This is a genomic window from Treponema bryantii (assembly GCF_900111035.1).
Lineage (GTDB): Bacteria > Spirochaetota > Spirochaetia > Treponematales > Treponemataceae > Treponema_D > Treponema_D bryantii_C.
The window spans coordinates 150,951-177,781 of sequence record NZ_FOFU01000005.1 but is presented as its reverse complement, the minus strand read 5'-3'; the positions used below and the strand labels follow the sequence as shown (position 1 = coordinate 177,781).

Annotated in this window: 18 protein-coding genes; 4 read left to right on the top strand and 14 right to left on the bottom strand. The window is 40.5% G+C overall.

The genetic code is table 11. The features are described from left to right. Nucleotides 1–312 (top strand): YhbY family RNA-binding protein, encoded by a 312-nt coding sequence (locus BMY21_RS10580; protein ID WP_074643924.1) that lies wholly within the window; start codon nucleotides 1–3, stop codon nucleotides 310–312. Here the strand turns inward: BMY21_RS10580 and BMY21_RS10575 are convergent. Genes BMY21_RS10575 through pyrE form a run of 5 tightly spaced genes read right to left on the bottom strand, consistent with a single transcriptional unit; the run spans nucleotide 309 to nucleotide 4,454 of the window. Next, nucleotides 309–1,169: a hypothetical protein gene (locus BMY21_RS10575; protein WP_074643921.1), complete on the bottom strand. Its 861-nt coding sequence runs from the start codon at nucleotides 1,167–1,169 to the stop codon at nucleotides 309–311. The genes BMY21_RS10580 and BMY21_RS10575 overlap by 4 nt on opposite strands. After that, complete coding sequence (locus tag BMY21_RS10570) at nucleotides 1,133–1,921, bottom strand: ABC transporter ATP-binding protein (RefSeq protein WP_074643919.1); 789 nt, start codon at nucleotides 1,919–1,921, stop codon at nucleotides 1,133–1,135. The genes BMY21_RS10575 and BMY21_RS10570 overlap by 37 nt, the downstream gene beginning before the upstream one ends. Continuing rightward, on the bottom strand, nucleotides 1,918–2,922 hold the full coding sequence (locus BMY21_RS10565; protein ID WP_074643916.1) for a FecCD family ABC transporter permease: 1,005 nt from the start codon (nucleotides 2,920–2,922) through the stop codon (nucleotides 1,918–1,920). The genes BMY21_RS10570 and BMY21_RS10565 overlap by 4 nt, the downstream gene beginning before the upstream one ends. Further along, nucleotides 2,922–3,767, bottom strand: a complete 846-nt coding sequence (locus BMY21_RS10560) for an ABC transporter substrate-binding protein (RefSeq protein WP_074643914.1) — start codon at nucleotides 3,765–3,767, stop codon at nucleotides 2,922–2,924. The genes BMY21_RS10565 and BMY21_RS10560 overlap by 1 nt, the downstream gene beginning before the upstream one ends. After that, nucleotides 3,768–4,454 carry an orotate phosphoribosyltransferase gene (pyrE, locus tag BMY21_RS10555; protein WP_074643911.1) on the bottom strand — a complete coding sequence of 229 codons (687 nt, stop codon included), beginning with the start codon at nucleotides 4,452–4,454 and terminating at the stop codon, nucleotides 3,768–3,770. A gap of 38 nt (nucleotides 4,455–4,492) precedes the next feature. Between pyrE and BMY21_RS10550 the strand changes: the two genes are divergently transcribed. Further along, nucleotides 4,493–5,128: a vitamin B12 dependent-methionine synthase activation domain-containing protein gene (locus tag BMY21_RS10550; protein WP_083379833.1), complete on the top strand. Its 636-nt coding sequence runs from the start codon at nucleotides 4,493–4,495 to the stop codon at nucleotides 5,126–5,128. Here BMY21_RS10550 and BMY21_RS10545 read toward each other — a convergent pair. From BMY21_RS10545 to BMY21_RS10520, 6 genes are all read right to left on the bottom strand, one after another. Further along, on the bottom strand, nucleotides 5,120–6,622 hold the full coding sequence (locus tag BMY21_RS10545) for a phosphohexomutase domain-containing protein (RefSeq protein ID WP_074643908.1): 1,503 nt from the start codon (nucleotides 6,620–6,622) through the stop codon (nucleotides 5,120–5,122). The two genes, BMY21_RS10550 and BMY21_RS10545, sit on opposite strands and share 9 nt — an antisense overlap. A gap of 62 nt (nucleotides 6,623–6,684) precedes the next feature. Continuing rightward, nucleotides 6,685–8,127 carry a tRNA uridine-5-carboxymethylaminomethyl(34) synthesis GTPase MnmE gene (gene mnmE / locus BMY21_RS10540; RefSeq protein WP_074643907.1) on the bottom strand — a complete coding sequence of 481 codons (1,443 nt, stop codon included), beginning with the start codon at nucleotides 8,125–8,127 and terminating at the stop codon, nucleotides 6,685–6,687. Between the two features lie 20 nt (nucleotides 8,128–8,147). After that, a complete protein-coding gene (locus tag BMY21_RS10535; RefSeq protein ID WP_074643904.1) occupies nucleotides 8,148–10,487 on the bottom strand; it encodes a putative glycoside hydrolase in 2,340 nt (779 codons plus the stop codon). Nucleotides 10,488–10,522: 35 nt separating this feature from the next. Continuing rightward, nucleotides 10,523–11,980, bottom strand: a complete 1,458-nt coding sequence (locus BMY21_RS10530) for an HD-GYP domain-containing protein (RefSeq protein ID WP_074643902.1) — start codon at nucleotides 11,978–11,980, stop codon at nucleotides 10,523–10,525. After that, nucleotides 11,967–13,094, bottom strand: coding sequence for a hypothetical protein (locus tag BMY21_RS10525; RefSeq protein WP_074643900.1), 1,128 nt, complete (start codon nucleotides 13,092–13,094; stop codon nucleotides 11,967–11,969). The genes BMY21_RS10530 and BMY21_RS10525 overlap by 14 nt, the downstream gene beginning before the upstream one ends. A gap of 14 nt (nucleotides 13,095–13,108) precedes the next feature. Then, nucleotides 13,109–19,153: an Ig-like domain-containing protein gene (locus BMY21_RS10520; protein ID WP_074643897.1), complete on the bottom strand. Its 6,045-nt coding sequence runs from the start codon at nucleotides 19,151–19,153 to the stop codon at nucleotides 13,109–13,111. 137 nt (nucleotides 19,154–19,290) lie between these two features. Here BMY21_RS10520 and BMY21_RS10515 point away from each other — a divergent pair, with 137 nt between their 5' ends. Next, nucleotides 19,291–20,034 carry an NAD-dependent protein deacylase gene (locus BMY21_RS10515; protein ID WP_074643895.1) on the top strand — a complete coding sequence of 248 codons (744 nt, stop codon included), beginning with the start codon at nucleotides 19,291–19,293 and terminating at the stop codon, nucleotides 20,032–20,034. On the opposite strand, the gene BMY21_RS10510 is transcribed toward BMY21_RS10515, so the two are convergent. The 3 genes from BMY21_RS10510 to BMY21_RS10500 are packed head-to-tail and all read right to left on the bottom strand — an operon-like array spanning nucleotide 20,031 to nucleotide 25,617. Beyond that, complete coding sequence (locus BMY21_RS10510) at nucleotides 20,031–23,159, bottom strand: hypothetical protein (RefSeq protein ID WP_074643893.1); 3,129 nt, start codon at nucleotides 23,157–23,159, stop codon at nucleotides 20,031–20,033. The two genes, BMY21_RS10515 and BMY21_RS10510, sit on opposite strands and share 4 nt — an antisense overlap. Continuing rightward, nucleotides 23,131–24,864 carry a putative ABC transporter permease subunit gene (locus BMY21_RS10505; RefSeq protein ID WP_074643891.1) on the bottom strand — a complete coding sequence of 578 codons (1,734 nt, stop codon included), beginning with the start codon at nucleotides 24,862–24,864 and terminating at the stop codon, nucleotides 23,131–23,133. Before BMY21_RS10505 ends, BMY21_RS10510 begins: the two co-directional genes overlap by 29 nt. Nucleotides 24,865–24,873: 9 nt before the next feature. Further along, complete coding sequence (locus BMY21_RS10500) at nucleotides 24,874–25,617, bottom strand: ABC transporter ATP-binding protein (protein ID WP_074643888.1); 744 nt, start codon at nucleotides 25,615–25,617, stop codon at nucleotides 24,874–24,876. A gap of 180 nt (nucleotides 25,618–25,797) precedes the next feature. Here BMY21_RS10500 and BMY21_RS10495 point away from each other — a divergent pair, with 180 nt between their 5' ends. Beyond that, complete coding sequence (locus tag BMY21_RS10495) at nucleotides 25,798–26,697, top strand: RpnC/YadD family protein (RefSeq protein ID WP_074643887.1); 900 nt, start codon at nucleotides 25,798–25,800, stop codon at nucleotides 26,695–26,697. Nucleotides 26,698–26,831 lie beyond the last annotated feature (134 nt).

Genomic DNA, 26,831 nt, shown 5'->3' with positions numbered 1-26,831 from the left:
ATGATTGAATTAACCAGTAAACAGAGAAAATATCTCGAAAAAGAAGCACATGACCTTCAGCCGGTTGTAATTGTTGGTGGCGCCGGAGTTACAGAGGGTGTTATTCAGATGGTAGACAATTCTCTTGCTTCTCATGAACTCATCAAAGTAAAGTTCAACGAATATAAAGACGAAGTAAAAGAACTCACAGCAGAAACCTGTGAAAAATGTAATGCTACACTTGTCCGAATTATCGGATTTACAGCAATACTCTACCGCGAGGCAGAACAGCCGGAAGACCGCGCTTATTCAGCTGCACTCAAAAAGTGCTAATTCTGACTCTGGCGTCCATATACCCAGCGTACAATTGCCAGAGCAAACTTCATCTGGCTTTCCGGCAGGAAGATATAATATTTCTGTTCCGTCGGAGAGCTGGAAGTAAGTTGCATAACACTGTTGGAAATTGACAGCACGGCAGTAAGAGCAGAGATTGGAATCTCTGAAGTGCCAGTTTTTGAAAAGATTACCACACGCTGATCAGTAACAACAAAATCCCCTTCATTATCCTTTTGAACAGTTTCAGTTGCATACAGAATTTTTTCACCCTGATTTGCCTTTAGACGCAGAAAGTGAACAAGCGGCATTTTTGAATCATCTGTTAATGGCAGCTTGTAAAGATTTGTATCTACATAAGGATTTTCATAATCTTCTTTCTTTCCAGCTGAACGGAAATTACGCCATAAAATCAAGATCATTACAATTACGAAAAACAGAAAGAAATAGAAACCGCGGCCAAGTGTACGACCACTCTGTTTCTTTACAGAACGCGGAACACGTTCTTCTTCAGGCTCTGATTTTTCTGAATCTGATTTCTGTTTTTTATCTGAAGCAGGAGATACTTTCTTTTCTTTTTTTGATGGACGACCTGGAGTTGCAGGAGCATCATAAGCTGTTTCACCACCAGAATATTTAAACGGAAGAGAAACTCCGCCAGTGTTATAAGAAGGTTCGAGAAGAAGTACAAAAGCAACAATCGCAACATACAAAAGAGAGCCTGCTGCAGTAATAATTATTTTACGCTTTTTCTTCCAGGATGTCTGAAACCACATGAGGGAAAGTCCAATTGGAATAAGAAGAATTGAACAAAAACAAGCTATTGTAATGATTGAAAAGACTTTATTTCTTTGCATTCGAAATCAACTCCAAATGTATACTTTAAATTCTCTGTATTCATTATATCAGATGGAGCGCCGGAAAGCACGGATTTTTTTGGAGGAAGCAGAATGATTCTGTCGGAAAAACGAGCAGCTAAGTTGATGTCGTGGACGGCCGCGAGAACTCCGAGATTTTTGGAATGGGCGGTGGCGCGAAGCAGCTGCATAAGATGCGGCTCGTAAACATAGTCGAGGTTTGCGGCCGGTTCGTCGAGAAGAAGAAACTTCGGAGTCTGAGCAAGTGCACGAGCAAGGCGGACCTTCTGGAACTCACCGCCGGAAAGGCTGTGAATGTACCGGTCTGTAAACAGAGAAAGACCAAGGTCCGCAAGAACACCATCGGCAATTTTATAATCCGCGGCGGAATAATGCCCGCTTCGAGTATATACATACCGACCCTGAAGTACATAATCACGAACCTTAAAATCCCACTCCGAGTATTCGTTCTGCTGCATATAGGCAATAATACGAGCACATTCACGGCGAGACAGTTTTGAGACTTCAGCTACGCTCTGGTTATCTGAATTAACCCACTTTATTTCCCCTTTTACTTTTAAGGCCGAATCCTTCACACCCGCCATCACGCTAAGCAGAGTCGATTTCCCCGCACCATTTGGTCCACAAAGACAGACAAACTCACCCTGCTGTAACAAAAAATTTATATCCCTTAAAACTTCTTTGTCACCATAACTGGCCGAAAGATTTTTAATTTCAAAGTTCTCACTCATTTTCTTCCTCCAAGACACAATGCCAGGAAGAATGGCACACCGAGAATTGATGTAATAATTCCGGCAGGAAGCTCACCCGGTGCAATAATCACACGAGCCAGAGTATCAGAAAGCAGCAGTAATGCTGCACCAAAAATCATACTGAAAGGAACCAGAGTACGTGCCTTAGGCCCAAGAAACTTCCGGACAATATGAGGAGCAATAAGCCCAACAAAACCGATAGTTCCTCCAGCACACACTGCAGCACTAACAGCAAGAGCTCCGCAAAGTAATACAAGAACACGGAGTCTGTCTACTTCCACTCCGAGCGCGGCTGCTGATTTCTCGCCTCCGGTAAGTAAGTCGAGCGGGCGCGACACAACAAACATAAGAATTATAGAAACTACAGAAGGCAACAGGATGAACAGCAGTTCGTTCCAACCACGTCCGTTAAAACTTCCAAGAATCCAGGTATAAATAGAATGAAGTTCTTTGTTGCAGGTAAGAAGCAGCATGGAACTTAAAGAAGAATACAATGTTCCAAGCGCCGTACCGCAAAGCAGCAGCATTACTGAAGATGACCTTCCACCCCGACTGAATGCAAGTGAGGTCACAAAAAGTCCAGCAACAAGGGCTCCCGCAAAAGCACAAAGATTCACCGGTGAAATATAAGCCCCAACTCCACCTTTTCCAGTAAGAGCCATAATTCCCGGCACAATGCTTGCAATCACCGCCCCTAGTGTAGCCCCGGAACTGATTCCCATAATTCCCGGCTCAGCCAGTGGATTACGGAAAAATAACTGGAATACCGCACCACTTCCACCAAGCAGAAGGCCTGTTAAAAAAACAAGCAGCACACGAGGAAGTCGCAGCTGCCATAAAATGATATTTTCAAATTTATCTCCCTGACCAAAAACTGCCGCAAGGCTCACCTTTTCTGCACCGAGCATAAGAGCTAGAATCACAGAAATAATAAGGAGAACTGATGACAGTATTTTCCAGCACAGGGATTTTCTTTTCATTACTTCAACAAATCAGAAAGTTCAAGAACCACATCTGCAACACGTGGACCTGGTCTTGTGTACACATTATCATCTACAACAAAAACACGTCCACCCTTCACTGCCGGAATATCTGCCCAGCCATTGCGCAAGCCCACTGCAGAAGATTCCAGACCAGTACTTGCAGGAATAAGAATTACAGCAGGCTCGCGGGCAATAATTGTTTCCTCACTGACCATTGGATATGCATCAGATAAATCAGCAAAAATATTTTCACCGCCAGCAGCCTTAATTACATCATTTATAAACGAAGTTGAACCTGCAGACATATAAGGCGCGTTCCAGACTTCCCAGTAAACCTTTATCGGTCCATCCTTATTTGCAGCACCAGCAGCCTTCTTCAGTTTTTTCTCCATATCATCTACAACTTTTGCAGCCTCTTTTTCATGACCGGTAATTTTACCAACCTCGATAATCTCTTTTTCTACAGAAGCAATAGATTCGCCCTTAGAAACGTAATAAGCAATACCATTACTCTCTAAAGTCGAAATCAAAAAGTTGTGCATGCCCTCTGTAAGATAAACGAGATCCGGCTTAAAAGACATGATAGTTTCTATGCTTAGAGTTTTTCCGTCAAATCCGCCGACAACAGGCTTTGCTTTTGCTTCAGCAGGAAAATCAGTAAACTCACTAACTGCAGAAACCTGGTCTCCGGCACCAATTGTAAAAAGTATTTCTGCTGCGCTTGGCGACAGAGCAACAATCAATTTTGGATATCGAGATTCAGCAGTCTTTGGCTTACGTGCATATAACGCAGAGATTAAACTGATAAATAAAAATAATGTAAAGATTCTTTTTTTATTCATTTATTTGCAGCCCCACTGCGAATAATATGAATCAAGTTCTTTCTTAATTTCATCAGTAATGACTTTCTTATCACCGTTTGTATAAAGCGCATCAACAACATCGCTCATAGAAACAATAGCGCGTGCAGGGAAGCCATACTTTTCTGTAATCACTTCGAGAGCAGATTTCTCGCTGTCTGGAGCACGCTCTTCGCGGTTAAGACTTACGATTTCACCAACAATTTTGATGCTACCCGAAGTTGTTTCGAGAGCCTTAATTTTCGGATAAACCTCTTCAATAGATTTTCCTGATGTTGTAACGTCTTCAATAATTACAACGCGGTCACCATCCTTAATCTTATAACCGAGGATTGCGCCTTTATCTGCACCGTGATCCTTCTCTTCCTTGCGGTCACAGCAGTATTTAATTTCTTTTCCATAAAGCTCGCTGTAGGCAACGGCAGTCACAACTGCAAGAGGAATACCCTTGTAAGCCGGACCAAAGAAGACATCAATGTCATCACCAAAATTGTCATGAATTGCCTGAGCATAATATTTTCCAAGCTGTGCAAGCTGCCCGCCGGTCACATAACCACCCGCATTCATAAAGAAAGGTGACTGTCTTCCACTCTTCAAAGTGAACGACCCGAACTTAAGCACTTCGCAGCGCACCATAAAATCAATAAATTCTTTCTTGTAATTTTCCATGATTTATATTTTATCAAAAATGGATTATACTTCCAACCATGAGTGCAACTTTTTTATTTCCTGACAGTAAAGATTTCTCACCTGACTTAAAAGAGGTAGCACGCTATCTTGGTTATAGGAAGGTAGCTGTACCGGATGTTGATGTTTCAGCACTGATGGAAAAAGCAGCAAAAGAGATGCAGTCTGTTATAAAGCCACAGGCGGTGTTTGAGGTATTTGATTTGTCTGTGGTTGAGTGCTCGCAAAGCGAATGCATCAAAACTACCACAGAACTCAAATTCGCCGACATCACTCTTCACTCAAGAGACCTCGGCACAAATCTTAAAGACTGCTCAAAGGTTGCACTTGTGGCAGCAACTATCGGGCCACAGGTAGATGCATTGATTCGCCGTTACAGTTCTACAGACTCTGTTTATGCAAGCATTCTGCAGGCTACCGGTGCTATGTATATAGAAGAAGTTGTTGATTTATTAAATACAAAAATAAAAAAAATCGCCGAAACTCAAGGACTAAAAACTCGTCCACGTTATAGTCCTGGCTACGGCGATGTTCCTCTTGATGTGCAGAGAGATTTTTTCCGGCTTCTGCCATGTACAAGAATCGGGCTTACACTTATGGACACCCTGATTATGGCACCAGAGAAGTCGGTTACGGCATTTATCGGTTTATACTAAACAGCTTCTATCCAATCTATCGAAACCGTCTGTTAACTGTTTTGCAATTTCTACGAGTTTTGCTAAATCACCTTTACGTGCGCCTTCAATGTTAAGAGGCATAACAGGATCATGCAGACTCAAACGTAAAAGCATCCAGCCCTGAACGTCTTCTCCCTTAAAACTGATTCGAACACCTTCATAAGATTCCGGCATTTCATACTCAGCCTCAATGGCACGTCTCTTAAACTCAGCAAGAACACTCTGTCCATATTCCTTAAAGTTTTCTCCGGAAATCTTAAAGCGGTATTCACCTTCTTCAACAAGTGGAGGAAGCTTTTCAATAAGGCTGTCGAGCTTTTTACCCTGTGCATTTGACTGAGCCAATGCAATTACAAGCTTTACAGCAAGGAAGGCACCGTCATCAAGGAAGTAGTTATCTTTAAGAGCTCCGTGTCCAGATGTCTCCATAGCCAATGGCGCAACTGTTCCTGCAGCATTCAATTCCTTCTGCTTGTTGATTACGTTCTTATAACCACGCATATAGCAAAGATGCTTAAGACCAAGAACATCCTGAAGGAAGTATGTAAGACGATCCGAAGTAACACTGTCTGTAATAATTGTTGAACCAGGATACTCAGGAGCAAGAATTGCAGCAATCATCGCAATAATTGAGTCACGGTTGATTTCGCTTCCATCACTCAAAACTGCAGACATGCGGTCAACATCTGTATCAAAAATCAAACCAAGATCTGCCTTATTTGCGAGCACAGCACTTCGGATTGCTTCCATTGCCTGTTTATTTTCAGGGTTTGGAATATGGTTAGGGAACATTCCGTCCGGCTCAAGGAACTGGCTTCCAGTTGTATCAGCACCGAGCGGCTGAAGAATCTTATCAACAAAGAAACCAGAAGCACCGTTTCCACTGTCCACAACAATGTGAAGACCAGACAAAGGTTTATCACCTTTTCCAAGATCAGCCAGACCATCAGCAATCTTATTCTTAAGATATTCAGCATAGATTGAAAGAAGATCCAATTTTTCTACAGGTACATTGATTTTTGAAGGATTAAGGAAACCTGCAAGATTCAGGATTTCTGTAATATCTTCATGTTCAAGGCCACCATCATCATCAAAGAATTTAATACCATTTCTGTTAAACGGAAGATGGCTTGCGGTAATCATTGCAGAACCGTTGAAATTTGTCTCCGGGAAAACAATAGACATAAACATTGCCGGAGTTGTTGCCATTCCACAATCTGTGACAGTTGCACCAGCGCTCACCATACCGTCAATAAGAGCATCTGCAAGATCCGGACCTGTCACACGAGAATCGCGGCCAACTCCAAGATGAAGAGAAGTAGCATCTACATCAAGCTTCTTTGCAAGCCAGCTAACATAAGCACAACCAATCTGCTTTGCAATCTGTGGAGTAAGATTTACATTTTCTCCCTCAACTCCTTCAATTGCAACACCACGAATATCACTACCATTCTGCAGCTTCATCAAATCCATAATAATCCGTCCTTCGTAATCATTTTTTTCTTAATTATATTCTGATAACAATAAAAAGTCGATTATTTTCCAACACAGAAGTTAGCGAAAATGCTTCCGAGAACATCATCAGGAGTTACGTCGCCGGTTACTTCGCCAAGAGAGTCGAGAGCATCTTCAAGATCCTGAACTACAGCGTCGAGAGTGTAATTGTCGTCGGCACTTACAAGGGCATGTCGTACACTTTCGAGAGCCGCCGATACCGCTTCCTTCTGACGTGCCGAGCCCAAACCAGCCTGAGTACGCTCTGTTGAAAGGCCTGCTGTTAAAATGTCGGAAATTCTGGCAAAGAGCTCTGAAAGGCCGTCTCCAGTTTTTGAAGAGATTCGGCATACAGAAGGGGAAAGGCTTCCCCTCGCTCGCACTTCGTTGCTCGCTACCCCTTCCAGCGGGGACACCCCGCAACGCCCCGTATTATCCGGGCTACTCTTTTCAGGAGCTGCAGCCTTATCAATCTTAGTTTCAACCACAATAAGCGGTTCAGAACAGTTTTCTATGAATTCACAGTCCTCATCATTGAGCCCGCTCTGAGAATCTACAAGATACAAAACAACGTCCGCATCGTGAACAAGACTGCGGCTGATTTCTACACCCTGAGCCTCAATTACATCGCTTGTTTCGCGGAGGCCGGCGGTATCGAAAAGCCGAACCGGAATTCCGTTAATACTTGCCCAGCTTTCCAGCCAGTCGCGAGTAGTTCCTTCAATATCACTTACAATCGCGCGTTCTTCCTTTAAGATTGCGTTGAACAGTGAAGATTTACCGGCATTTGTACGGCCAGCAAGAACGACACGAGCTCCGTCCTGATACAGTTTTTCACCTCTCCAGGAATCAGCAAGCGCCTGGAGACGGCTCGCTGCAGCTTCTATGTCGCCGCGGTCAAAGGAGTCGGCGATGGTTTCTTCGTCCTCCGGGTATTCGATTTCAACTTCAATCGCGGCGAGCGTATCTATGATAAGCTTTTTAATAGAATCGATTTCGGAAAATAAAGAGCCCGCAAGCCGCCCTGCAGCATGAGAGCGCGACACATCTGTATGCGAATCGATAATTTCTTTTACAGCTTCTGCACGGGTAAGATCAGTTTTACCGTTAATAAAAGCACGGAAGGTATATTCACCGCGGTTCGCCTGTCGAAATCCAATCTTCAGCATAAGATTCTGAATTGCAGTAACAACGGCAGGTCCGCCATGGCAGAAAATTTCTACCATATCTTCACCGGTAAAACTTTTTGGTGCACGGTAAACGGCAAGCATGACTTCGTCTATTTTTTTATCAGCATCAAGAATCCACCCGTAAACCAGAGTGTTCCCCGGGGCCTCCAGCAATGCCTTAGATCTGCTGAATACCTTGCTTACCAGTTCAATACATCCCCTTCCCGAAACACGAACAATACCCAAAGCGGCTGGCGAAAGGGCTGTTGCAATTGATGAAATTGGTTCTTCTGGAGTGTATTGATTTGGTGTCATTTATTTTCCTTCTTTATGGTTTATGGCATTACCTTTAAGAATGGATTAAATCTTGTTGTTTCTTCTTCTCTGTACGGATACAAAATACTGTCCAGAATCGAAACATCAGAATCCACATAAAGCGGCTTCATCTTATCACCAATTGCCGGTTTACGGAATTCCCTGCTGGCTTCTGATGCAGTTCCAATAAAAGTTTCAGTTGCTTCAATATCAGGCGGAGTAGTCCCATATTCCCCGGAATTATTCCAGCACATATATCCGCGGTCCAGAGAATCTCGAACACCAAAGAACTGCTTCTTTATATAATCAGAATCATAATAAAGTCTGTCGTAGCTTACATTCAGATAGAATGACTGAACCCATGGACGAATAATTGCTCTGTTACGGCACAAAATTGTATTTCTGAACGAGCCGTAATAATAAATGCGATATGTACGGTCTGCAACAGGAGCATAGTTTAAGAATGTCTGCTCAAAATGACTTGGATAGAACATCGGACCAATTACATCAACATACTCAGCAAGCATTTCTGCGTCCTGACCAGTTCTTGTTCCACTACGATACCAGCCGTTTGCACCATAAATATCAATTCCAATCGGTGCTTTAATATTTGCACGTGCATAAGAAAGGAACGAAATCAAGGCAGATTCCTTATCCATTCCCTTATCCTGCCAGCGGTACTGTGCATTATAAAGATTCAAACCATCTGTCGGAAAGCGGATATAATCAAACTGAATTTCATCAAAACCACGTTCAATCAGTTCTTTTGCAATTGCTACGTTATATTCCCAAACCTCTTCGGAATACGGGTCTACCCACTGCTCATCATAATATGCAGTTTCTTTAGTGCCGGTAGGCTGCTCATTTTCATCAAGAACATCCTCGTAGCCTTTAATTCCCATCCACGGTTTGTTCAACTTTTTATCCCAGACAGCGTATTTTCCATTTTTGTATTTTGAGAGAGAGCGGTCTTTAAAAGTAACAATACGTGCTACCAGATAAACATTTTCGCTTTTGAATTCCTTAATAAATTTATCAAGGTCTTTTATTGCATAGCCAGAGGTAGAACATTTTTCCAGAACCAATGGATCTTTTGAATCATAACGAAGGAAGCCATAATCATCCTTCATATCAATTACCATTGAGTTCATATTGCGGTCTTTAATAATCTTCTTGAATTTCGCAACTCCTTCAGGGAAGCTGCACTGGTAAGCAGAGGCATAAATGCTCTTTCTACCGTTTGCAATTTCTGCATAAGGAGAGTTCACAGTTCCCGGATAAAGCAGCCAGAGTTCGTTCAATTGAAGTCCGCGTGCAAATCCGCTTCTAGACTGAGGAATCCAGGCAGTATTTATCATACCTGGTACAGAAGAAAATGCTTCATGCCAGTCTCGTTCCTGACTTGGAGTACCAGGACTTTGAAGACTATCCAAATCAATAGCGCCAAAACCTTCAAGCTTAGTATATAGAAGCACATTATCTATTGTAGTAAGCCCGTCTGTAACATCAGTTGGTTCAGAACCTGTATAAATCAGCTCACCCTTCTTTTCCTGCCAGTTGAGACGATAGATTCGCGGAATATAAGTCTGAGAAATATAGATTTCTGTATAAACTGAACCGTCTGCATTGGTTCGTACAACCGGAAGAATATCAGCAATTTCATCCGGAGATGTAAGGGAAGGCATTTTTTCAAAACCGGCATCAATATCTGTCCAGCCAGCCTTCTGTCTATCCGGGAAAATATAGGAAAGTCCAAAAATTGGATGCGCCATAAAGACTACAGTCTGATCATCGAGTGTGGCAACGGCAACAGCTTTCATTCCAGGAGAATTTTTACTCATAGAACCAAGGTCTTTCCAGGTAAGTCCGCCATCACGGCTGAAATAAACACTGTCCTTTGTAGCAGTTACAACCTCATTGTTATTAAGCGGATTTACAGAAAGGTCTTTGAGCTCCTGAATCTGAAGCGAAAGGGTTTTCTGTCCTTCTTTAAAGGTTTTTATAGTAAGGAAAGGAAGACCATTATCACGTTCTTCAAATTTCTTTAAATCCTGAGAATAAAAAACTCCTTTCTGAGTACGCATAAGCCAAGAAGGATGTGGAACTCCACTGCTATCTGCAATATTTACACGCAAAAGCTGATCTACACGAGCTTCTGTCCACAGAGGAATTGCGGAATTTCTGTTTGTTACGCGGAAAAGTCCGTTATCTGAACCTACGAGGAATACTTCTGTTTCCGAATCGTTATCCAGTGCACTTACAGGATTCTTTTCCGGAAGTCTATATAATGGTTTTACCTCGTCTGAAAAAGCAAGGACCGTTAAAAAAAACAAAGAGAGTACAAAAAGTGATTTTTTCATACTCTCTTTATCGGTAGATTTTGCTTAAATATTTACTACAGAATCTTATCAAGTGCTTCTACGACATCCTGATCGTACAAAGCAGACTGTTCTTTAAGTGTATTTATAGCAGATTCCTTATCCATAGCACCACGATAAGAACGCTTACTTGAAAGTGAAACGTAACTTTCTGCTACACGGATAAGACGTGCAATCTGTGGAATCTCGTCTCCAGAAAGCCCCTGTGGATATCCAGAACCATCGATATTCTCATGGTGCTTTGTTGCAGCATCTTCAAATACGCTCCAGTACTTCTTAGGAACAAACTCAAGATGTTTTTCTGCAAGATTAACGTGCTCGTTCAATGCATGCTTTTCTTCTTCTGTAAGCTGAGTTGCAACAAGAAGATCAGGATCAATTGCAAGGAATCCTGCATCGTAAATCATAGCAGCACAGAAGTTCAGCATTGCCATTCCCTGAGGAAGTCCAAGCTGAATAGAAAGCTTGTAAACCAGCTCGGAAACGTTCTTTGAATTATTCTTACGGCCTGTAACATTATCAATCTGCTGGCCAATTTCCTCACACTTAACAGCAAGCTGCTTAAGTTCTTCTTCATCCTCTTCAGAGAAAGTTACATCCGGAAGAGCCTGTGCCGGAGCCCATGTAGAAGAACCAGCAATTCTAAGTGAAGGGTTTCCACCATAGATATCTGTAATTCCACCAAGCATAAGGCGGTTTGTCTGGCTCTGATTCTGAGCAAGAAGCTTAAATGCCTGTGCGTACTGTTCCTGCTGCATGAGATTTGCCTTAGCAGCTCTTCTTATTATTACTATAATCAGCATTACAAGGAATGCGATTATGATTGCAATTCCAATAATTGAGAAAGCAATTACACGTGTAGAACGCTTTGTTTCTCTTGCAGTTTCAGAAAAGGCATTTCCCATATCCTTAAGACCAGATTCAAGGGCATTCTTAAAATCTTCCTGTCCTTGTTTTGTAGCTTCAGCCTGCTCCTTCATTGCTGCAGCCTGTTCTTTCATAGCCTTTGCCTGAGCTTCCATAGATTCCTGCTGAGCCTCAAAGCGTTCCTGCTCAACCTTGCGTTGTGCAGCAGTCTCAGCTTTTTGTGCAGCCTTTTCTTTATTAGCCTGATCGGTCTCTATCTGCTTAACAAGCTTTTTGATTTTAGAAGTCTCTACATTTGGATATTTCTCAAGATTCATCTTGATATCAATGAGAGCCATGTCATCATATTTCTTCTGAAGTGCCTGAAGCTTTGCAGCATAAACGGTCTGGGCAAAATAGAGAACATTTGCCTGAGAATCTTCATCCTTTGCAACTGCAAGGGCCTGATTTACATACTTGTAGGCATCCTCTACATTTCCATCCTCATAAGCTTCATTTGCTTTATCCAGAAAGCGAATAGCTAAATCGGTTGTTGCCGCAAAAGTTTGGGCAGTGAAGAAAACAACTAATAATGCAATTAAAATTCTTTTAAGCTTACCTAATAACATTTTCAACTCCAATAGCCAGAATTACACTCGCTCTATTTTCCATTCCATCATTCTTAAGGAAGAATTTATCCCTCAAACCAATATTGAAATTTAACTTTACTTTTTCCAATTCCGCAAATGGAATTGCCATATTCATAGCAAAACCTGCTGCCATTTTTATATTTTGATAAAATAAATGTCCTGCAAGCCAGTCAGCGCCAATATCCAACTTAAGCGAGCCAAGCGACAGATTTCCCATTTTTATTCCTATAAATGGAGAGAAGAAGTTACCAACGACAGTTTCTGTAAGTGGCGCAGTATCTGATTTTCCTGTAATTACAGCACCAAAACCAGCTCTTATAAACAGGTTCTTAGAAATATTAGCAAATGAATATTTTAATGCAGCTTCGAAATCACCAAGCAATGGAACCATCTTTTCTTCTTCCACTGGAATAGTGAGGAACTGAGCTCCTGCAAATGCATCTATACCAAGAACATTTTTATTCTCCATTGTATATTCATAATCAAAGTCTAAACAAATACCATAATGGAACGAATTTATTTCAGAACCCTTATCCATTAAATATGCAATATCTGCCATTCCAAGTTTTAACAGCCAGTTTGTACTTGTAAGCTTTGTTTCTTTTCCAGAAACATATACAGAACCTGTAGAAGTTTTTGTAGCTGCAACATATTCTTTTTCTACGTTACTGCGCTGTTTTTCCTTCTCCATTTCAATTCTTGCAAGTTCAAGTTGTCTCTGATGCTCACGCTCTGCTTCATGTTTACGCTGAATCTCATAAGCATCAGAAATTACACTGTACATTTCTACAGCTTCTTCGTTATCAAGATTATTCTCAATAAGAACAAGTGTAGCAGACATAGCAAAATCATAATCATTATTAACAATAAGACGTCTGATTTTCTTCTGAGTATAATTTTCCATTAAATAGTAATATCTGTCTTTTGTGTTTCTAGAAAGAATACTATTTAATTTACTATCATCTTTTGCAGAAAAGCAGGTATCAATCTGCTGATAAATGTCGCTTACATATTCCTCCAGAGCAAAGAGCTTGCCAGAAGAACACAGTAACAAAACTGCTAAAGATAATATTTTTATTTTCCTTCCAAACATTCTCACTCCTTTGCCTAGAAGATATTCGTTCTAAATCCAATTGCAATCTGAGGAATCAAATTATCAATTTTTGCTCCAGAAACGTCGGTAGGAATAAACCACAGAGCACCTTCAGTGTAAACTGAGAATGAACTAAAGGCCTTTACATTCTGCAATTTAATCTTAGGGAACTCAATCTGAGCCAGCAGAGATGAAAGAATCTGTGACTTTCCACTGTTCGTCTGTGTAAACATTGCAAATTCAGCACCTACACCAAAGCCTGCATACAACCAGTCCCAGTCGTGACCAAGGAAGAAGCTGAATGGAATAGAAGCAATACTTGCAATAATCTTAAGACTGTATACATTTCCACCGTAACGCATATCTGTAAGATCTTTCTTGAACAGATTAGAAACTGCATCACGCTGCTGCTGTGTAAACTGTCCGTAAGAAGCCTGTACCTTTACAACATCATCGAAGAAGGTAAGTCCGACACCTATAGAGAACAGTGTTGCACCCCACAGACGGAAGTCTAAGTACAAGCCCTGGATGAATGAAGGAACTTCGTAACTTGCTTTATCACCCTTACGTAAAGCAACAGTTACATCCTCAAGTTTTACATCATCATTTGAAAGACCTGAAGCATTAAGTACCTGGTTATAACGACCACCATTTATTGGAGCAATCAGGCGGATTGAAGGTGCAGTATTATCAACCTGAATGATTGTTCTTGTGATAGCTGTTTCACCGTTCTTCATCGTAGCGCGGATGAGGAAGAAGTGATATCCTTCTGCAATATCCTGATTTTCTATACGGTACATCCACTTTTCATTCTTAGAAAGCTCTGTGAATGTCTTACCGTTATCAAAACTCAATTCAATCTTAGCAACCTTCTTAGCGGCTGTTGCAGCCTTCTGCTCAGGAGTTGCTTCCTTAGTTCTAGAGAAGAGGAGTTCATCTTCACTGATAGAGTAACCTGCCTGACCTCTGATGTAAGGACGGTTGATTGCAAAGTCACCGTAAGTAAAGTTATCAATCTTAATCCATGGTCCAACAGGACTATAAGTAATAGTCTGTTCGCGAGATTTTACAATCTTTCCGTTAGCAAGAACAGAATCTACACGATAAGTGTGTACACCTTCTTCAATATCTTCTGGACCAAGATCAAACTTAAAGAAGCCGCAATCTGTAAGGGTTGTATCTGAAACCAGCTTATTATCAACATAGAGATTCAAGAGTGTAATTTCACTTTCAGAAGCAGCCTGTCCATAAACTGTGAACACACCGTTCTTATGTTCTCCGTTGAGTGGATACAAAATATCTACAGTTGCAGGAGCAATATTCTTTTCAAGGTGAATATTGCGGCTGACATTAGTTATGTTTCCAGCCTTATCTTTTCCAGTAAGTTCTACGTTATAGAAGCCGTCTGGAAGATCACGCATATCAATTGTTTCACCAATAATACGGTCAATCTTAATCTTACGGATACTTGGTGCACCACCTCTTTCAAGGTTTCTGATTGTAATGTAAAGGTCTGTAACCTCTACGTTATCATAAGTATTACCAGAGAAGAACAGCTGACCAGTTGTTGTAGAATCATCAAGCGGTAATTCAAGGTTCAGGTAAGGAGCATCGTTATCGATATTGATAAGGCTCGAGTAAAGTCCCTGAATACCATAGTTATCTGTTACCTTAAGGAAGACAACCTGAGTTCCACCAGGAATAGCGCGTGTATCTACTGTGTAGCTCCACTTTTCTGTTCCTACAGCCTCGTTATAACTGTTACCGTTATCAAGCGAAACCTTAACATTTGCAATTCCGTTCTTATCGCTTGCCCAACCAGAAATTGTAACAAGATTACGTACAGAAGTATCGATTGTAGGCTTTTCTACAGCACCCTTTGGTTCTTCAAGAGAAATACGATAAGTGCGTGAAACCTCAGGTCCCTTTACACCATTGATATCAACAGCATAAACAGTAACTGTATGCTCGTTATCTACCATTGTATCAAGAGGTACATCAATTGAGAAACTTGTATTAAGCTTGTACTCTGCGTCTGCATTAGTCTGCTTGAATACTTCTTTTGTTGATACCTGCTTGTATGAACCGTTATCAATCTTATAGAAGATTGAAGATTCACCATCATCATCGTAAACAACACCCGAAATTGTAAAGTCGCGGGTAATTACCTGCATATCTTCCGGCACATGAATTTCTGCACGGGGAAGGTCAGATTCATTATCAATACTGAACAGCCATGATTCTACCGGAGTTGCATTTCCTGCATCATCAGTGAAGACAAATGACATTGCATCGCTGATAGGTGCTTCTGGTGTACCAACATGAGTATAGATAAGAGGATTCAATTCAATTGGCTGACGAACCTGTGCCCTACCCTTTTCTGGAGGAGCCAGATATTCAGCCTTAGCAAGAAGTCCGTTATCTGATACTTCAAATACAATGAGGTTATCACCGTTTACAACATCAATTTCCTGAGGCTCAACTACTCGAACTTCTGGAGGAGTAACATCCTTATAAGCTGATGTGTAAATATAGGTTTCGTGACCCGAAGTATCGCGGGCACGCATATTGATTCTGATAAGGCCATCAGGCAATTCAGAAATATTTACATCTTTAGAGAAGGTTACACCAACTCTGTTATTGTTTCTTGAAAGATCAAAACTAGACCAGTTTTCACCGTTATCGAGAGAGTATTCTACGGCTCTGATTCCAAGAGGATGAGCTGCAGTTCCCGAAAGTCTAAAGGTATTTCCTACCCACTGGAAAAGCTCTGGAGTTACAAAGTTGATTTCAGGTGCACTTGTATTTGCAATGAAGTTCAACGGAGAAGAATTGTGTGCATCACCAAAGCGGTCTGTAACTCTTACAACCACATTCTTATATACTCCGTCTTTTTCTGCATAGAGAGTAATAAGATTTCCATCAGCCTCAGCAACAAGACCTGCAGTTGAAGAAACCAGTTCTACTCTAAGAGGAGCATTGTAATTTACATAATAGAGGAATTTTGAGCCATTGCTCAAAACATAGTTATTATCAACTTCATCATATACAGTGCCAGTAGCAGGCATTGGATAGATTCCTTCTTTATCATTGATAAGTTCAGCCTCTGCCTCACGTACAACTGTGAAAGAACCTGTAACAGTCTGCTCAAGAGCACCAGCCTTAATTACAGCACTGAGTTTATTAACACGTGAAGGAAGATTTGTTGCAGGAATTTCTGCAATCCAGCGCATTGGCTCTTCTAGAGTAGGCTTTATAAGCTTTGCAGCCCCCTTCTGTGTAACAGAACCACCGGCAATTTCTTCACCTGTAATTTCGAAGTTTACAGAATTAACAACCGCGCCAGTATCAATATAAAGACGGATTGTTGCAATATCTTTTGAGTTGTAGCCAAGAACAATCGGCATACCACTCATATAATCAGTATCATTGATCTGTACAATGTGTGCAGAAAGAGAAGGCTTTTTAACAGCTGTATACTTTCCAGCAACAGGCTTACCATCTGTAGTTGCAGTATTAAAGCTTACAGGATTATTTCCTTCTACCATTTCTTCGCGGAAATAAGTCTGATAATCTGCTTCGAGTTCACCCTGATAAACTGCTACAGCATAAACATCAAAGCCATCTGCCCAGAATACTGCAGGTGCTTTTGGAACAGGCATCTTTCCATTCTGCTCTTCTACATCTGGAATATTCTTAACTGCAAATGCCTTGGCTTTTTTGTTTCCGCCGGCACTTTCAGCAATCAATTCTACGATATGAACACCGTAACCATAGTCTTCTGCATTAAAGGTAAATTTGAATGAACCGTCTCTTGAAACATCAATTGACTTAAGATCATCATTTGTAGAAGGAGCTGTTGTAGTTGCAATAATTCCCTTCTGAATATCTACCTTAGCAGACATTACTCTGTATTTAAGACCACCAACACCAGTTTCACAGGTAACTTTACCACTTACAGCAAAAGAACCTTCAAGTCCATTAAGTGCATTTGATTCTGAGTAATCACTAATTGTAATTTCAGGAAGAGCAGTATCGGCACGGAATCTCAAAGGACGAGATTCGATAGTCTTTCCCTTGTCTGTTTTGATTCTTACAACAACAGGATCTGAACTTCCAATTGCATTCTGTGGAATAAGGCGGATTAAATTGCCTTCAAGTTCAACCTTTGCAAACTTTGTTGATGGAACCAGTTCTGCACTTGCAGCATTTGCTCCAATCAGATAACCGGTAACAGGGAAGTCTGGATTACTGATGATTGAACCGTCTTCGTCTACAGTGCTGTCATCAAACACAACAACAGGCTCTTCACTCTTAACAACTGTAGTATTAGTTACATAGTAAAGTGCTCTATAAGTTGAAACACGACCAATCATATCTTCAGCTTCAATTGTAAGGTTCATTACACCCTTAGCACTTTCCGGAAGAATTGGAAGTGTATATGTATAAGAAGTTGCATTCTTAAGTTCTGTAGAACTTTCTGCAAGACCTTCTTTACCCCATTTAAGAGATGAAGAAACCCTTACAAGACCTACTCCAGAAGTAATTCCCAAACTGAAGGTACGTCCACTTTCCGGATGGATTTCCATACCGTTTACAAATTCGTTTCCGTCTTTTCCACCATTAAGTTTCGCTTCACCAAACTGAGGAGCAATTCCGCGGGAAACAATATTAACTACTACAGGATTTCCAACAACATCATTTACATCAACTGCAGTAACAGTTACTTTATGATTACCTGTTGAAAGAGCTTCTGCATCACAAAGATGATAGTAGAATACACCCTTTGTTTCCTGAATAATCGGTTCATTATTATCAAGCTGAATTCGAACTTCCTTTACACCATCAGGATCTGTTGCAATACCGCGTACAAAAAGCGGATCTGCATCACCAAAGTTCTGACCTTCAGCAGGTTCAGAAACCGATGTTACAGGCTTGTCATTTTCCTGATTTAAAGGAATATTGCGGCTTACGTCTACAATATTGCCTGCACGGTCTTTAGCATGAATTGTGAATTTTGTTGCTTTATCTTTGATTGCAAGTGTGTCTACATTAACGGCCCAGTAAGGGTTACCAGGAATAAGATCAAAGGTGCCAGACTGAGAACCGAATGTCCATGAAAGTTCTGTTACACCAATTGTATCCTTTGCATAACCGGCAACTGAGAATTTACCGTCCATAACCTGACCTTCTGCCGGATAAACAATTCCAACATCAGGCTTAGTATTATCTATAAAGTACAAGAATGAATACATTCCCACAGAACCAGCCATATCTATAGCCTTAAACCAGAGAACAGCAGGTCCATCATTAAATTTCTTTGTATCAACTGAAACTGTGAAATCACATAGAGACTTATTCTTGTTTCCGCCGAACTTAAGAGGTGTGAAGTTTTCGCCGTTATCTACAGAATAATAAAGCTCTTTAATTCCGTTTCCATCCGAAACAATACCGTCAAATTTAACATTTCCAGAAACAAGAATACCCATTGTCTTGTCCTGAACTTCTGTTACAGGCTGTTTACGGTCAAGCTGCCAGGTAAGCACATAAGGGGTGCTTACTCTTGGCTCTTCATTTATATCGTAACCAATTACTTTGATTGTATGGTCACCTTCTTCAAGGTCATTTGTATCGAGGTAGTAAGACCAGAATTCCTTTCCATCTGCAGTAACTCGTTTTTCAGTCTCTTTTCCTTCATCAAGAATGAGTTCAACCCGTGATACACCATCATCATCAACACATGTACCTACAATATTAAGGTTACCAACGACACGCATGTGAGGATACGGGTTTGTAATACCACAGATTGGAAGGTCAGATTTTGGATCCAGATAAAGGTTATGAGGTCCTTCAATATGAACATTACCACCAAGGTCACGGGCTGTAATCATAATATTGTACTTGCCCGGCTTGCGGCTATCCAGATCAAACTGTTCCTGCCAGCTGTTCATGTTTTCAACTGAAATTTCTTCAACATCACCTTTTCCGTGTGCAAAAGATAATCCTGCAACGAACACTGAGAAAACAGTAATTAAGAATACTTTTTTCATCTTATCCATGTAGCACCTCTATATATTTTTTGCAAAATCCTTTTAATTTAAAATCCCTCATTTTATTATCGGTAGGAATATACTATTTAATTAGAAAAAGTTAAGTTATAATATATTTAAGACTTTTTGAATCAGGAGAACATACTATGAGTACAACAGACATTTTCATTTTACAACAGATTATTGATAAAAGCAAAAAAATTGTATTTTTTGGTGGAGCCGGGGTTTCAACCGAATCCGGCATCCCGGATTTCCGAAGTGTGGACGGTCTGTATAATCAGCAGTGGAAATACCCGCCGGAACAGATTATAAGCCGCTCTTTCTTTTACCAGAACACTCCTGAGTTTTATAGATTTTACCGTGCAAAACTTTTACCGCAGGGTATTAAACCAAATGCAGCTCATTATAAACTTGCTGAGCTCGAAGCAGCCGGAAAACTGCTTGCTGTAGTTACTCAGAATATTGATGGACTGCATCAGCTGGCTGGAAGTAAAACTGTTTACGAACTTCATGGCAGCACATTAAGAAATTACTGTCTGGACTGTCATGCTTTTTACGATGAAAAGATTATTATTGAAAGCGAAAATACTCCTGATAAATTGCCTCACTGCCCAAAATGCGGAGGACTTATAAAACCTGATGTAGTTTTATATGAAGAAGGTCTGGATCAGAGAGTTATTGAAGGTGCTGTAAAAGCTATAAAGGCTGCCGACACACTCATTATTGGCGGAACTTCACTTACAGTGTATCCGGCAGCAGGTCTGATTGATTATTTCCATGGAGATAACCTGATTCTGCTGAATAAATCAAGCACACCTCAGGACAGAATGGCAAATCTTGTAATTCACGAACCAATTGGAGAAGTACTTTCTCAGATTTCGGTAAATTAAAAACCATTCATACTGAAGCCAAGCAAAAGTCTTATTCTCTCCTGCGGATTCAATTCTTTATAGGAATGAATTGTATAACTATAAATTACATACAATTCCATTTGATAATTTGGACTCGCAAAAAGTCCGACGTTTGGAGTCAGTTCAAGGCCGGTTTTTATATAAGCAGAATCCAGATAATAACCTCTGCCATCTGAAATTGCTCCAAAATACTCTGGAAGATGAGCTGCCTGAAATCCGTTTTTAGAAGCTGAACCTGCCGTTCCTGTCGCAGAATATCCAAGATTTATATAAAAATCATTCAGATAAATAGCCGTAATTCCTGGAAGTGCCTTCTGAATATCCATAGAAAAAGCCACGACTTCTACAGATGCATCAAAAACGGGATGGCCTATAGTAATTGCTGGTAATCCCTCTACCGGAATAGAGTCCTGTTCGATATCTACATAGCCGTAATTCGAAGAAGAAGGAAGCAGCGTAAAACCGGCAGTAAGAGGCAGGTTATAAGTAGAACCATATTTTGATTCAAAAGGAAGAAGATGAGATATACAAATCTTTAAGCCCGCAGAAACTACAGAAAGATCGAGCAGACTTTTATCCGGTGAATCAAGTGGCGCAATATAACGTTTTCCAAACCCGACCGCAACACCAAATCCTCCTCGTTCAAAACGCCCTGGTCCTGTCTTTCTGATATTTGAATACTGAAGTTTTAAAGTATCTGATACAGAAAAATTACTCTGACTGTTAAAAAGAGCTGTTGCAGTATTAGTAATTATAATAGAAGAAATCCTTCCGATTTCAATAACACTTGAAATGTCGGAAACAATACCACCATGCTGCCAGCCGTTTTTATTGAACTCTGATTTTATTGCTGTCTGAGATTTAAAAAGCGAAGTTTCAGTTCCTTTGTTGATTGTAAGAGAAACTCCAGTAGCCAGTGATACAGGATTAAAACCTGCGGTGAGAGTATATAAATCGTCAGTTCCGCTAGTCCACGGATTTGCAGTTATATAGGTAGCTCCAATCATAAAATCATATATATTTGAAGCATAAGTTTCCTTTGTACCAAAGTATTCTGATTGATAAGTGCTCAGAGGCATAAAAATGCCATGAAGTAAATATGGGAATGGTTTGTACGGTGTTGTCTCAAAAATTAAACTACCGATACTAGCCTCCCCGACATCGCCACCATTTTCCGCACCAGCAATATCTTCAACCGTGGCGGCGGCCTCCCCGCTTATTGCACCGCCCACTTCCATAATCTCCGCAGAGCCGGTTCCGTCCCTCAAACACAAAACGCGGTTCTGGCGCAAAAACTTTCCTATATAAACAATTTTCCCGTTCCACAAAACCGACTCAAATATTCCGCCGGAAATGTCCTGAGAACTCAGAATTAACCGTGCGGACATTTCCAACTGGAGGTGACCGACATCTCCCAAAGCGCCGTCCACCTCCAGTTTTCCGAGTCGTGGCAAAGTGCCTTTCTGGGTGTAGGAAAAATAGAAAGTTGCAGTGTCAGGTGAGAGGGTGGAGTTTTCTGAGATCTCCGCATACGACAGCGATCTCACCGCCATTCCCTCAGGGAAAACAAACTCGCTTAACAGAGCTCCGTCCAGGGAAGTCACGCAAAGGCTGTATGTGAGACGGTTTTTCTTTATCCATGCAAAAGCTCCGTTGTTCAGAGCCGTAAACGCAAACGGATTTATTTCTGCATCAAGTTTTATTTCTTTATGCAGTTCAGTTCCTTTTACCCGGCGGCCAGAATCCTCAAGTAAAAGTTTGTAAATTACAATTGAATAATTCTGGTCAAAATACTTCTGCGCCACAAGATAAAAGCCGCCGGCACCGTCCTTTACAACAACGCCGTCCTTAAGGCCTTTTTCTTTTACAGAATAAAAAGACTTTCTGTCAAAATCATATAACTTAATGCGAGCAACAGGCCCCGGCGCATTTTCACTCATATAACTCACAGCCAGAAAGCGGCCGTCGTTCGAAAGCCGCACCCCGCTTATTCCCTGCTGAGAGAAAAGCTTATGAACAGCTGGCGCCGGTGATTTGGAAGAACTTCGACCATCACTATAACCATCAGCTTCGAATACTCGTGATCCATATTTATCCAGCCAGACAAGCCGCCCAGCTGCAGAACTCAAAGAACCATAAAGAAAACCTGCATCATTTAATCTTGAAAAACCTGACCTCTCCGGTTCAAAAAAATCATAAACCAAACCAGCCTTTACAGGATTTGCTGCGACTTCCGGAACCTCATAAGCTTCTTCAAACTGAGTCCATGCAGTCCGTAACTTTACACCAAAAGATTTTTTGAAAGCCTTTGCAACAGTAAGATTTTTTCCATTTACAATGCGATACCAGAATTCCGCATAAGGCTCCATTCCATATTTTTCCTGAAGCCACTGATGAAAAGCCCCGTTAAAGAAATAAGGTACCCCACTCGGAGCATTATCGGCAGAGCCCGAAACATCATGATATGAAGGAAAAGCTCCTTCAATTTTTGCCTGTTTTACATAATGCTTTGCGTATTCATCATTAAGGCGGCCCTCGCCTGCAGCACTTTCACTTGTAACAGTTGCTCCCTCGGCCATTCCGGTTGTTACTGTAAGCATGCCGGGCGCCACACCATCACCAAAAATCTTTCCAACACCGCGCCAGAAACCGCTTTTCATATTGTAAGTAACAGCGTGAGTTAATTCGTGACGGAAAGTAGAAAGGAGAGTTTCACTAAAAACTGCAAGCTCGCTGGAACCTGCAACGGAAGTATCATAAATAGCAATATGATTATAAGGAATTGCAGTCCAGAACGCATTGAACTGTTCAACTGCTGGAGTTATGACAACCGGCATTCTAAACGAAGGGGTCAGTCCATATTGACCGGCAACCTCTTCGTACACCGTGTCGGCTTTTTCGTAAAGAATTACAGCACTTTTTTCACAGCGCTCAGGGTAAATAATATCAAACCATTGAGTTTTTGCTACACGAAGTTTTTTTTCACCCCAAAACATTCCGCTGTGCGCAGAAAGTTGAGTACATAATAAAAATACGGCAAGCAGAGAAATAAACTGCCTGCCGGTATTCAGTTTTTTACATATCCTGAAGTCTTTTTTCTGCATATCTGAAATATCCCGCTCCTACAGGTGCAGAAATTATAACATATAAGATGCTTAAAATCACAATTGAAATCATCTTCTTTGGCAGAACAAAAATAATCAGCAGCAAAAGAATCACAATTGTAAGCATAGAAATCAGCATTGACCACAGAACATTAAAATTCTGTTTAGTTGCAGCAATCGGATTTTCCCAGTTCAATTTTGGATTTATTGTATCAATAAACATATCAATAAAAATCAAAAATATAGAAACCGAAACCGAAAAAATCACCATCATAAAGCAGATAGCAATAAAATCTGTCAGCGAGAATGGAATCTTAAGGATAGCATAAGCTGCAGCCATAATATTTATCATTACGACATTCGAAATTCCTATATAAAGCAGAGCATGCCAGAACTTCACTTTTACAATCATATCAAACTTAACAGGCATTGCTTTAAGATCATTCAAAGACTTTCCTTCCCGGGAAAAAGAAGTAGTAGCAAGATTTGCAAAAGTTCCGCAGAAAATTACCAAGGCAGCTCCAATAAGCGCTGTATAATATTTGATAGAGTTTAAGTCTTCTGGAGTAAGCTTAGCAATTTTTGTTCTAAAAGAAACTAAAAGTCCATCGATAGATTCTCCAGCAGCTATAAAACCTATTCCAAAAGAGAGAAGAAAAATTACCGGAAAGAGATAAACAAAAAGCGGACCGTTAGCAAAGAAAGCTGGTTCTCTGACAACGTTTCTGAAATCGCGGACAAAGAGCGCATGAAAAACAGAACCCGAACGAACATCTTTTTTAATAACCTCTTCGGCCTTTTCTGAAGAAATCTTTTTAGTCTTTTCATCAGAAAAACCATTAAGACTTTTTACATACATTTTTCCAACTAAAGGAACAAGCACAAAAAGTTCAACACAGCCCAGAGCTGCAAGAATCAGAATAGGAATGATTTTGCCATTCAAAGCACCGGAAATATACATAAACACCGGAACCTTAGAACTGAACTCAAAAATCATATCGATTGAAGAGCCAATCTTTTCGCTTACAAACTCCGGATTAGAAAACGAAATAGATACAGAAGAATTCATAAAGCCATAGCACATACAGAACAAAATAAGCAGAACTGTGGCAACTCCCGTAAGCAGCTTCTTTTTTCTAAGCGCCGGTACAAAATACAAAATCAAAATAAAAAACAGATAGATTACAAAAACGGCAGTAACCGAAAATGCAATTGCCGAAACTAAAAAGCCCAGGTAAAACAGCGGATTTACAAGCAGCCCTTCATTATAGCCATATACAATTGAACTGATTGTAAACATTCCAACACCGAATATGGCATCAGCTATAAATGAAACTGTAAACTTTGCACCAAAAAACTGGCCGGGAGTAAGCGGAAGACTCATCAAAAATTCTTCACCCTTACCTGTATAATAGGAAGATGCTACAGAAGTAAAGCCAAAGAACATAATCACGGCAACTGCAACCATCATAGAAACAAAAGGCATCATATGCTGATTTCCATTGCCAGCCAGATAATTGTAAGTACCAGACATATAAAGATAATACATTCCAATCATTACACAGAAAATGTAGATTGCAACCAGAATAAGAAAAATGCTTTTTATGATACCCTTTGGCCCTTTCTTAAAGTTTTCCCGAATCTGGGTAAACACATTCTCATTTGTAACCAGAATCTTATAAAGTTTTAAAATCATAGAAATCATGGCGGCCTCTTACTGTGCTTTTGCAGTGCTGCCAATCATTTCCAGGAAGATATCTTCAAGTGACTGGCCGTCTTTTCCATGCTGTTCTTTGAGTTCACTCATAGTTCCCTGGAAAATCAGCTTTCCCTGTTTAATAATTCCAATACGGTCGCAAAGCTTTTCTGCAACTTCCATTACGTGAGTAGAAAAGAAAACAGTTTTTCCTGCATTAGCACGCTCGCGCATAATTTCCTTTACGATAAAAGCAGCCTCAGGATCCAGACCAACCATCGGTTCATCAAGAATCCAGTTCTGCGGATCTGTAATAAGGCTGGCAATCAAAAACAGTTTCTGCTTCATACCATGGCTGAAAGAAGAAATCTTATTATTCAAAACTTCTTTAAGCCCAAACTTTGTGCAATAGTTTTCTATACGTTCCTTGCGGATATCTGCAGGAACCTTATAAACATCACCAATAAAATTCAGATATTCAATTGCCTTAAGACGAGAAACAGTTTCCGGATTATCAGGAACAAACGCAAACTGACGCTTAGCGGCTACCGGGCGATCCTTAATTGAAATACCATCCAGCTCAAGAGAACCTTCATCCGGCTGAATTATGCCAGTAAGCATTTTTATAGATGTAGTTTTACCGGCACCATTAGGCCCCAGAAAACCAAAAATCTCACCATTATTCACAGTAAGCGAAAGCGAATCCACCGCCTTCACCCCACCCTTGGTATATGCCTTTGAAACATTTTTAATTTCAAACATTTTTTTCCTCCATTTTTTTTACTATAAATGATTGATGCCGTTTTTTCAAATTTAATCAGGATTATTTCTCAAATATTGCACTTTTCGTTCTGGTTTTACTAATTATATAGAGAGGAATTTCTATCAGAATCTTTATTCGGCGGAGGGAACAATATCTAAATGATTTTAAGAGGTGAACAAATGGAAAGTCAAGAAACAACACAGTATAATCGAGAATACAAAGACAGACTTTTTAAGTATATCTTTGGTAAAGACACAGAAGACAGTAAAAAATGGCGACTCCAGCTTTATAATGCGCTCAACGGCACAAATATTACCGATCCCGATGCCCTTAAAATCAATACTATTGAAAATGTAATTTACATCAGCATGCATAACGACATTTCCTTTTTAGTTGATACAGAAATAAATCTTTACGAAGAACAGAGTTCATGGAATCCGAACATGCCGCTCAGAGGGTTCTTATACTTTTCAATCCTGTATCAGTTATATCTAAAAGATAACAATCTATCCATTCTCAGTCGACATAAGGTAATGATTCCTCGTCCCAGATTTTTTGTTTTTTATCATGGAAAGAAAACAGATCCTGATACATGGAAACTTAAATTATCAGATTCATTTCTTGGGAACCAGAAAGAACATGGTGATTTTGAATGGACCGCTACAATTATAAATCTTCGTCCAGATGAAAATGTTCCACTTAACAAAAACTGTACTCCGTTGTATCATTATGTAAAGTTTGTCTCTATGGTAAGTTCAAACATGGATGCAGGCATGGACAAAAATAAAGCTATCGAAGAAGCTGTTGATGAAGCCATAAAAGAAAAACTTCTTGATAACTTTTTCAAAATCAATAAAGCGGAGGTAATTGGTATGTGTTTAACTGAGTTTGATGAAGAACTTGCAAAGCGCACATGGCGCAATGATGGCTACATCGATGGCCGTTCCGAAAAAGCAAAGGAAGCTGCCATTAACCTCTTAAAGATGAATATTCTTTCTCCAGAACAAATTGCACAAGCCGCCGGCCTCTCGTTAGAGGAAGTCCTCGAACTTCAGAAAAGCATTCTGGTAAAAGCCTAAAAAATTGCCCCGCCACAAAAGCTCTAACCAACGTGACGGGGCATAGTCTGTAAAGACTAACAACTACGGAGACAAGACGCTTGATTGCGAATGTCTCTTTCTTTTGTAACTAAAACACACCTTGTCGGGATTGG

What these genes read in the sequence shown, in the direction of transcription:
- BMY21_RS10520 (WP_074643897.1), bottom strand. Translation starts at nt 19,153, where the DNA reads ATGGATAAGATGAAAAAAGTATTCTTAATTACTGTTTTCTCAGTGTTC.
- pyrE (WP_074643911.1), bottom strand. Translation starts at nt 4,454, where the DNA reads ATGGAAAATTACAAGAAAGAATTTATTGATTTTATGGTGCGCTGCGAA.
- BMY21_RS10565 (WP_074643916.1), bottom strand. Translation starts at nt 2,922, where the DNA reads ATGAAAAGAAAATCCCTGTGCTGGAAAATACTGTCATCAGTTCTCCTT.
- BMY21_RS10515 (WP_074643895.1), top strand. Translation starts at nt 19,291, where the DNA reads ATGAGTACAACAGACATTTTCATTTTACAACAGATTATTGATAAAAGC.
- mnmE (WP_074643907.1), bottom strand. Translation starts at nt 8,127, where the DNA reads ATGACACCAAATCAATACACTCCAGAAGAACCAATTTCATCAATTGCA.
- BMY21_RS10505 (WP_074643891.1), bottom strand. Translation starts at nt 24,864, where the DNA reads ATGATTTCTATGATTTTAAAACTTTATAAGATTCTGGTTACAAATGAG.
- BMY21_RS10545 (WP_074643908.1), bottom strand. Translation starts at nt 6,622, where the DNA reads ATGGATTTGATGAAGCTGCAGAATGGTAGTGATATTCGTGGTGTTGCA.
- BMY21_RS10495 (WP_074643887.1), top strand. Translation starts at nt 25,798, where the DNA reads ATGGAAAGTCAAGAAACAACACAGTATAATCGAGAATACAAAGACAGA.
- BMY21_RS10570 (WP_074643919.1), bottom strand. Translation starts at nt 1,921, where the DNA reads ATGAGTGAGAACTTTGAAATTAAAAATCTTTCGGCCAGTTATGGTGAC.
- BMY21_RS10575 (WP_074643921.1), bottom strand. Translation starts at nt 1,169, where the DNA reads ATGCAAAGAAATAAAGTCTTTTCAATCATTACAATAGCTTGTTTTTGT.
- BMY21_RS10535 (WP_074643904.1), bottom strand. Translation starts at nt 10,487, where the DNA reads ATGAAAAAATCACTTTTTGTACTCTCTTTGTTTTTTTTAACGGTCCTT.
- BMY21_RS10560 (WP_074643914.1), bottom strand. Translation starts at nt 3,767, where the DNA reads ATGAATAAAAAAAGAATCTTTACATTATTTTTATTTATCAGTTTAATC.
- BMY21_RS10500 (WP_074643888.1), bottom strand. Translation starts at nt 25,617, where the DNA reads ATGTTTGAAATTAAAAATGTTTCAAAGGCATATACCAAGGGTGGGGTG.
- BMY21_RS10550 (WP_083379833.1), top strand. Translation starts at nt 4,493, where the DNA reads ATGAGTGCAACTTTTTTATTTCCTGACAGTAAAGATTTCTCACCTGAC.
- BMY21_RS10525 (WP_074643900.1), bottom strand. Translation starts at nt 13,094, where the DNA reads ATGTTTGGAAGGAAAATAAAAATATTATCTTTAGCAGTTTTGTTACTG.
- BMY21_RS10510 (WP_074643893.1), bottom strand. Translation starts at nt 23,159, where the DNA reads ATGCAGAAAAAAGACTTCAGGATATGTAAAAAACTGAATACCGGCAGG.
- BMY21_RS10530 (WP_074643902.1), bottom strand. Translation starts at nt 11,980, where the DNA reads ATGTTATTAGGTAAGCTTAAAAGAATTTTAATTGCATTATTAGTTGTT.
- BMY21_RS10580 (WP_074643924.1), top strand. Translation starts at nt 1, where the DNA reads ATGATTGAATTAACCAGTAAACAGAGAAAATATCTCGAAAAAGAAGCA.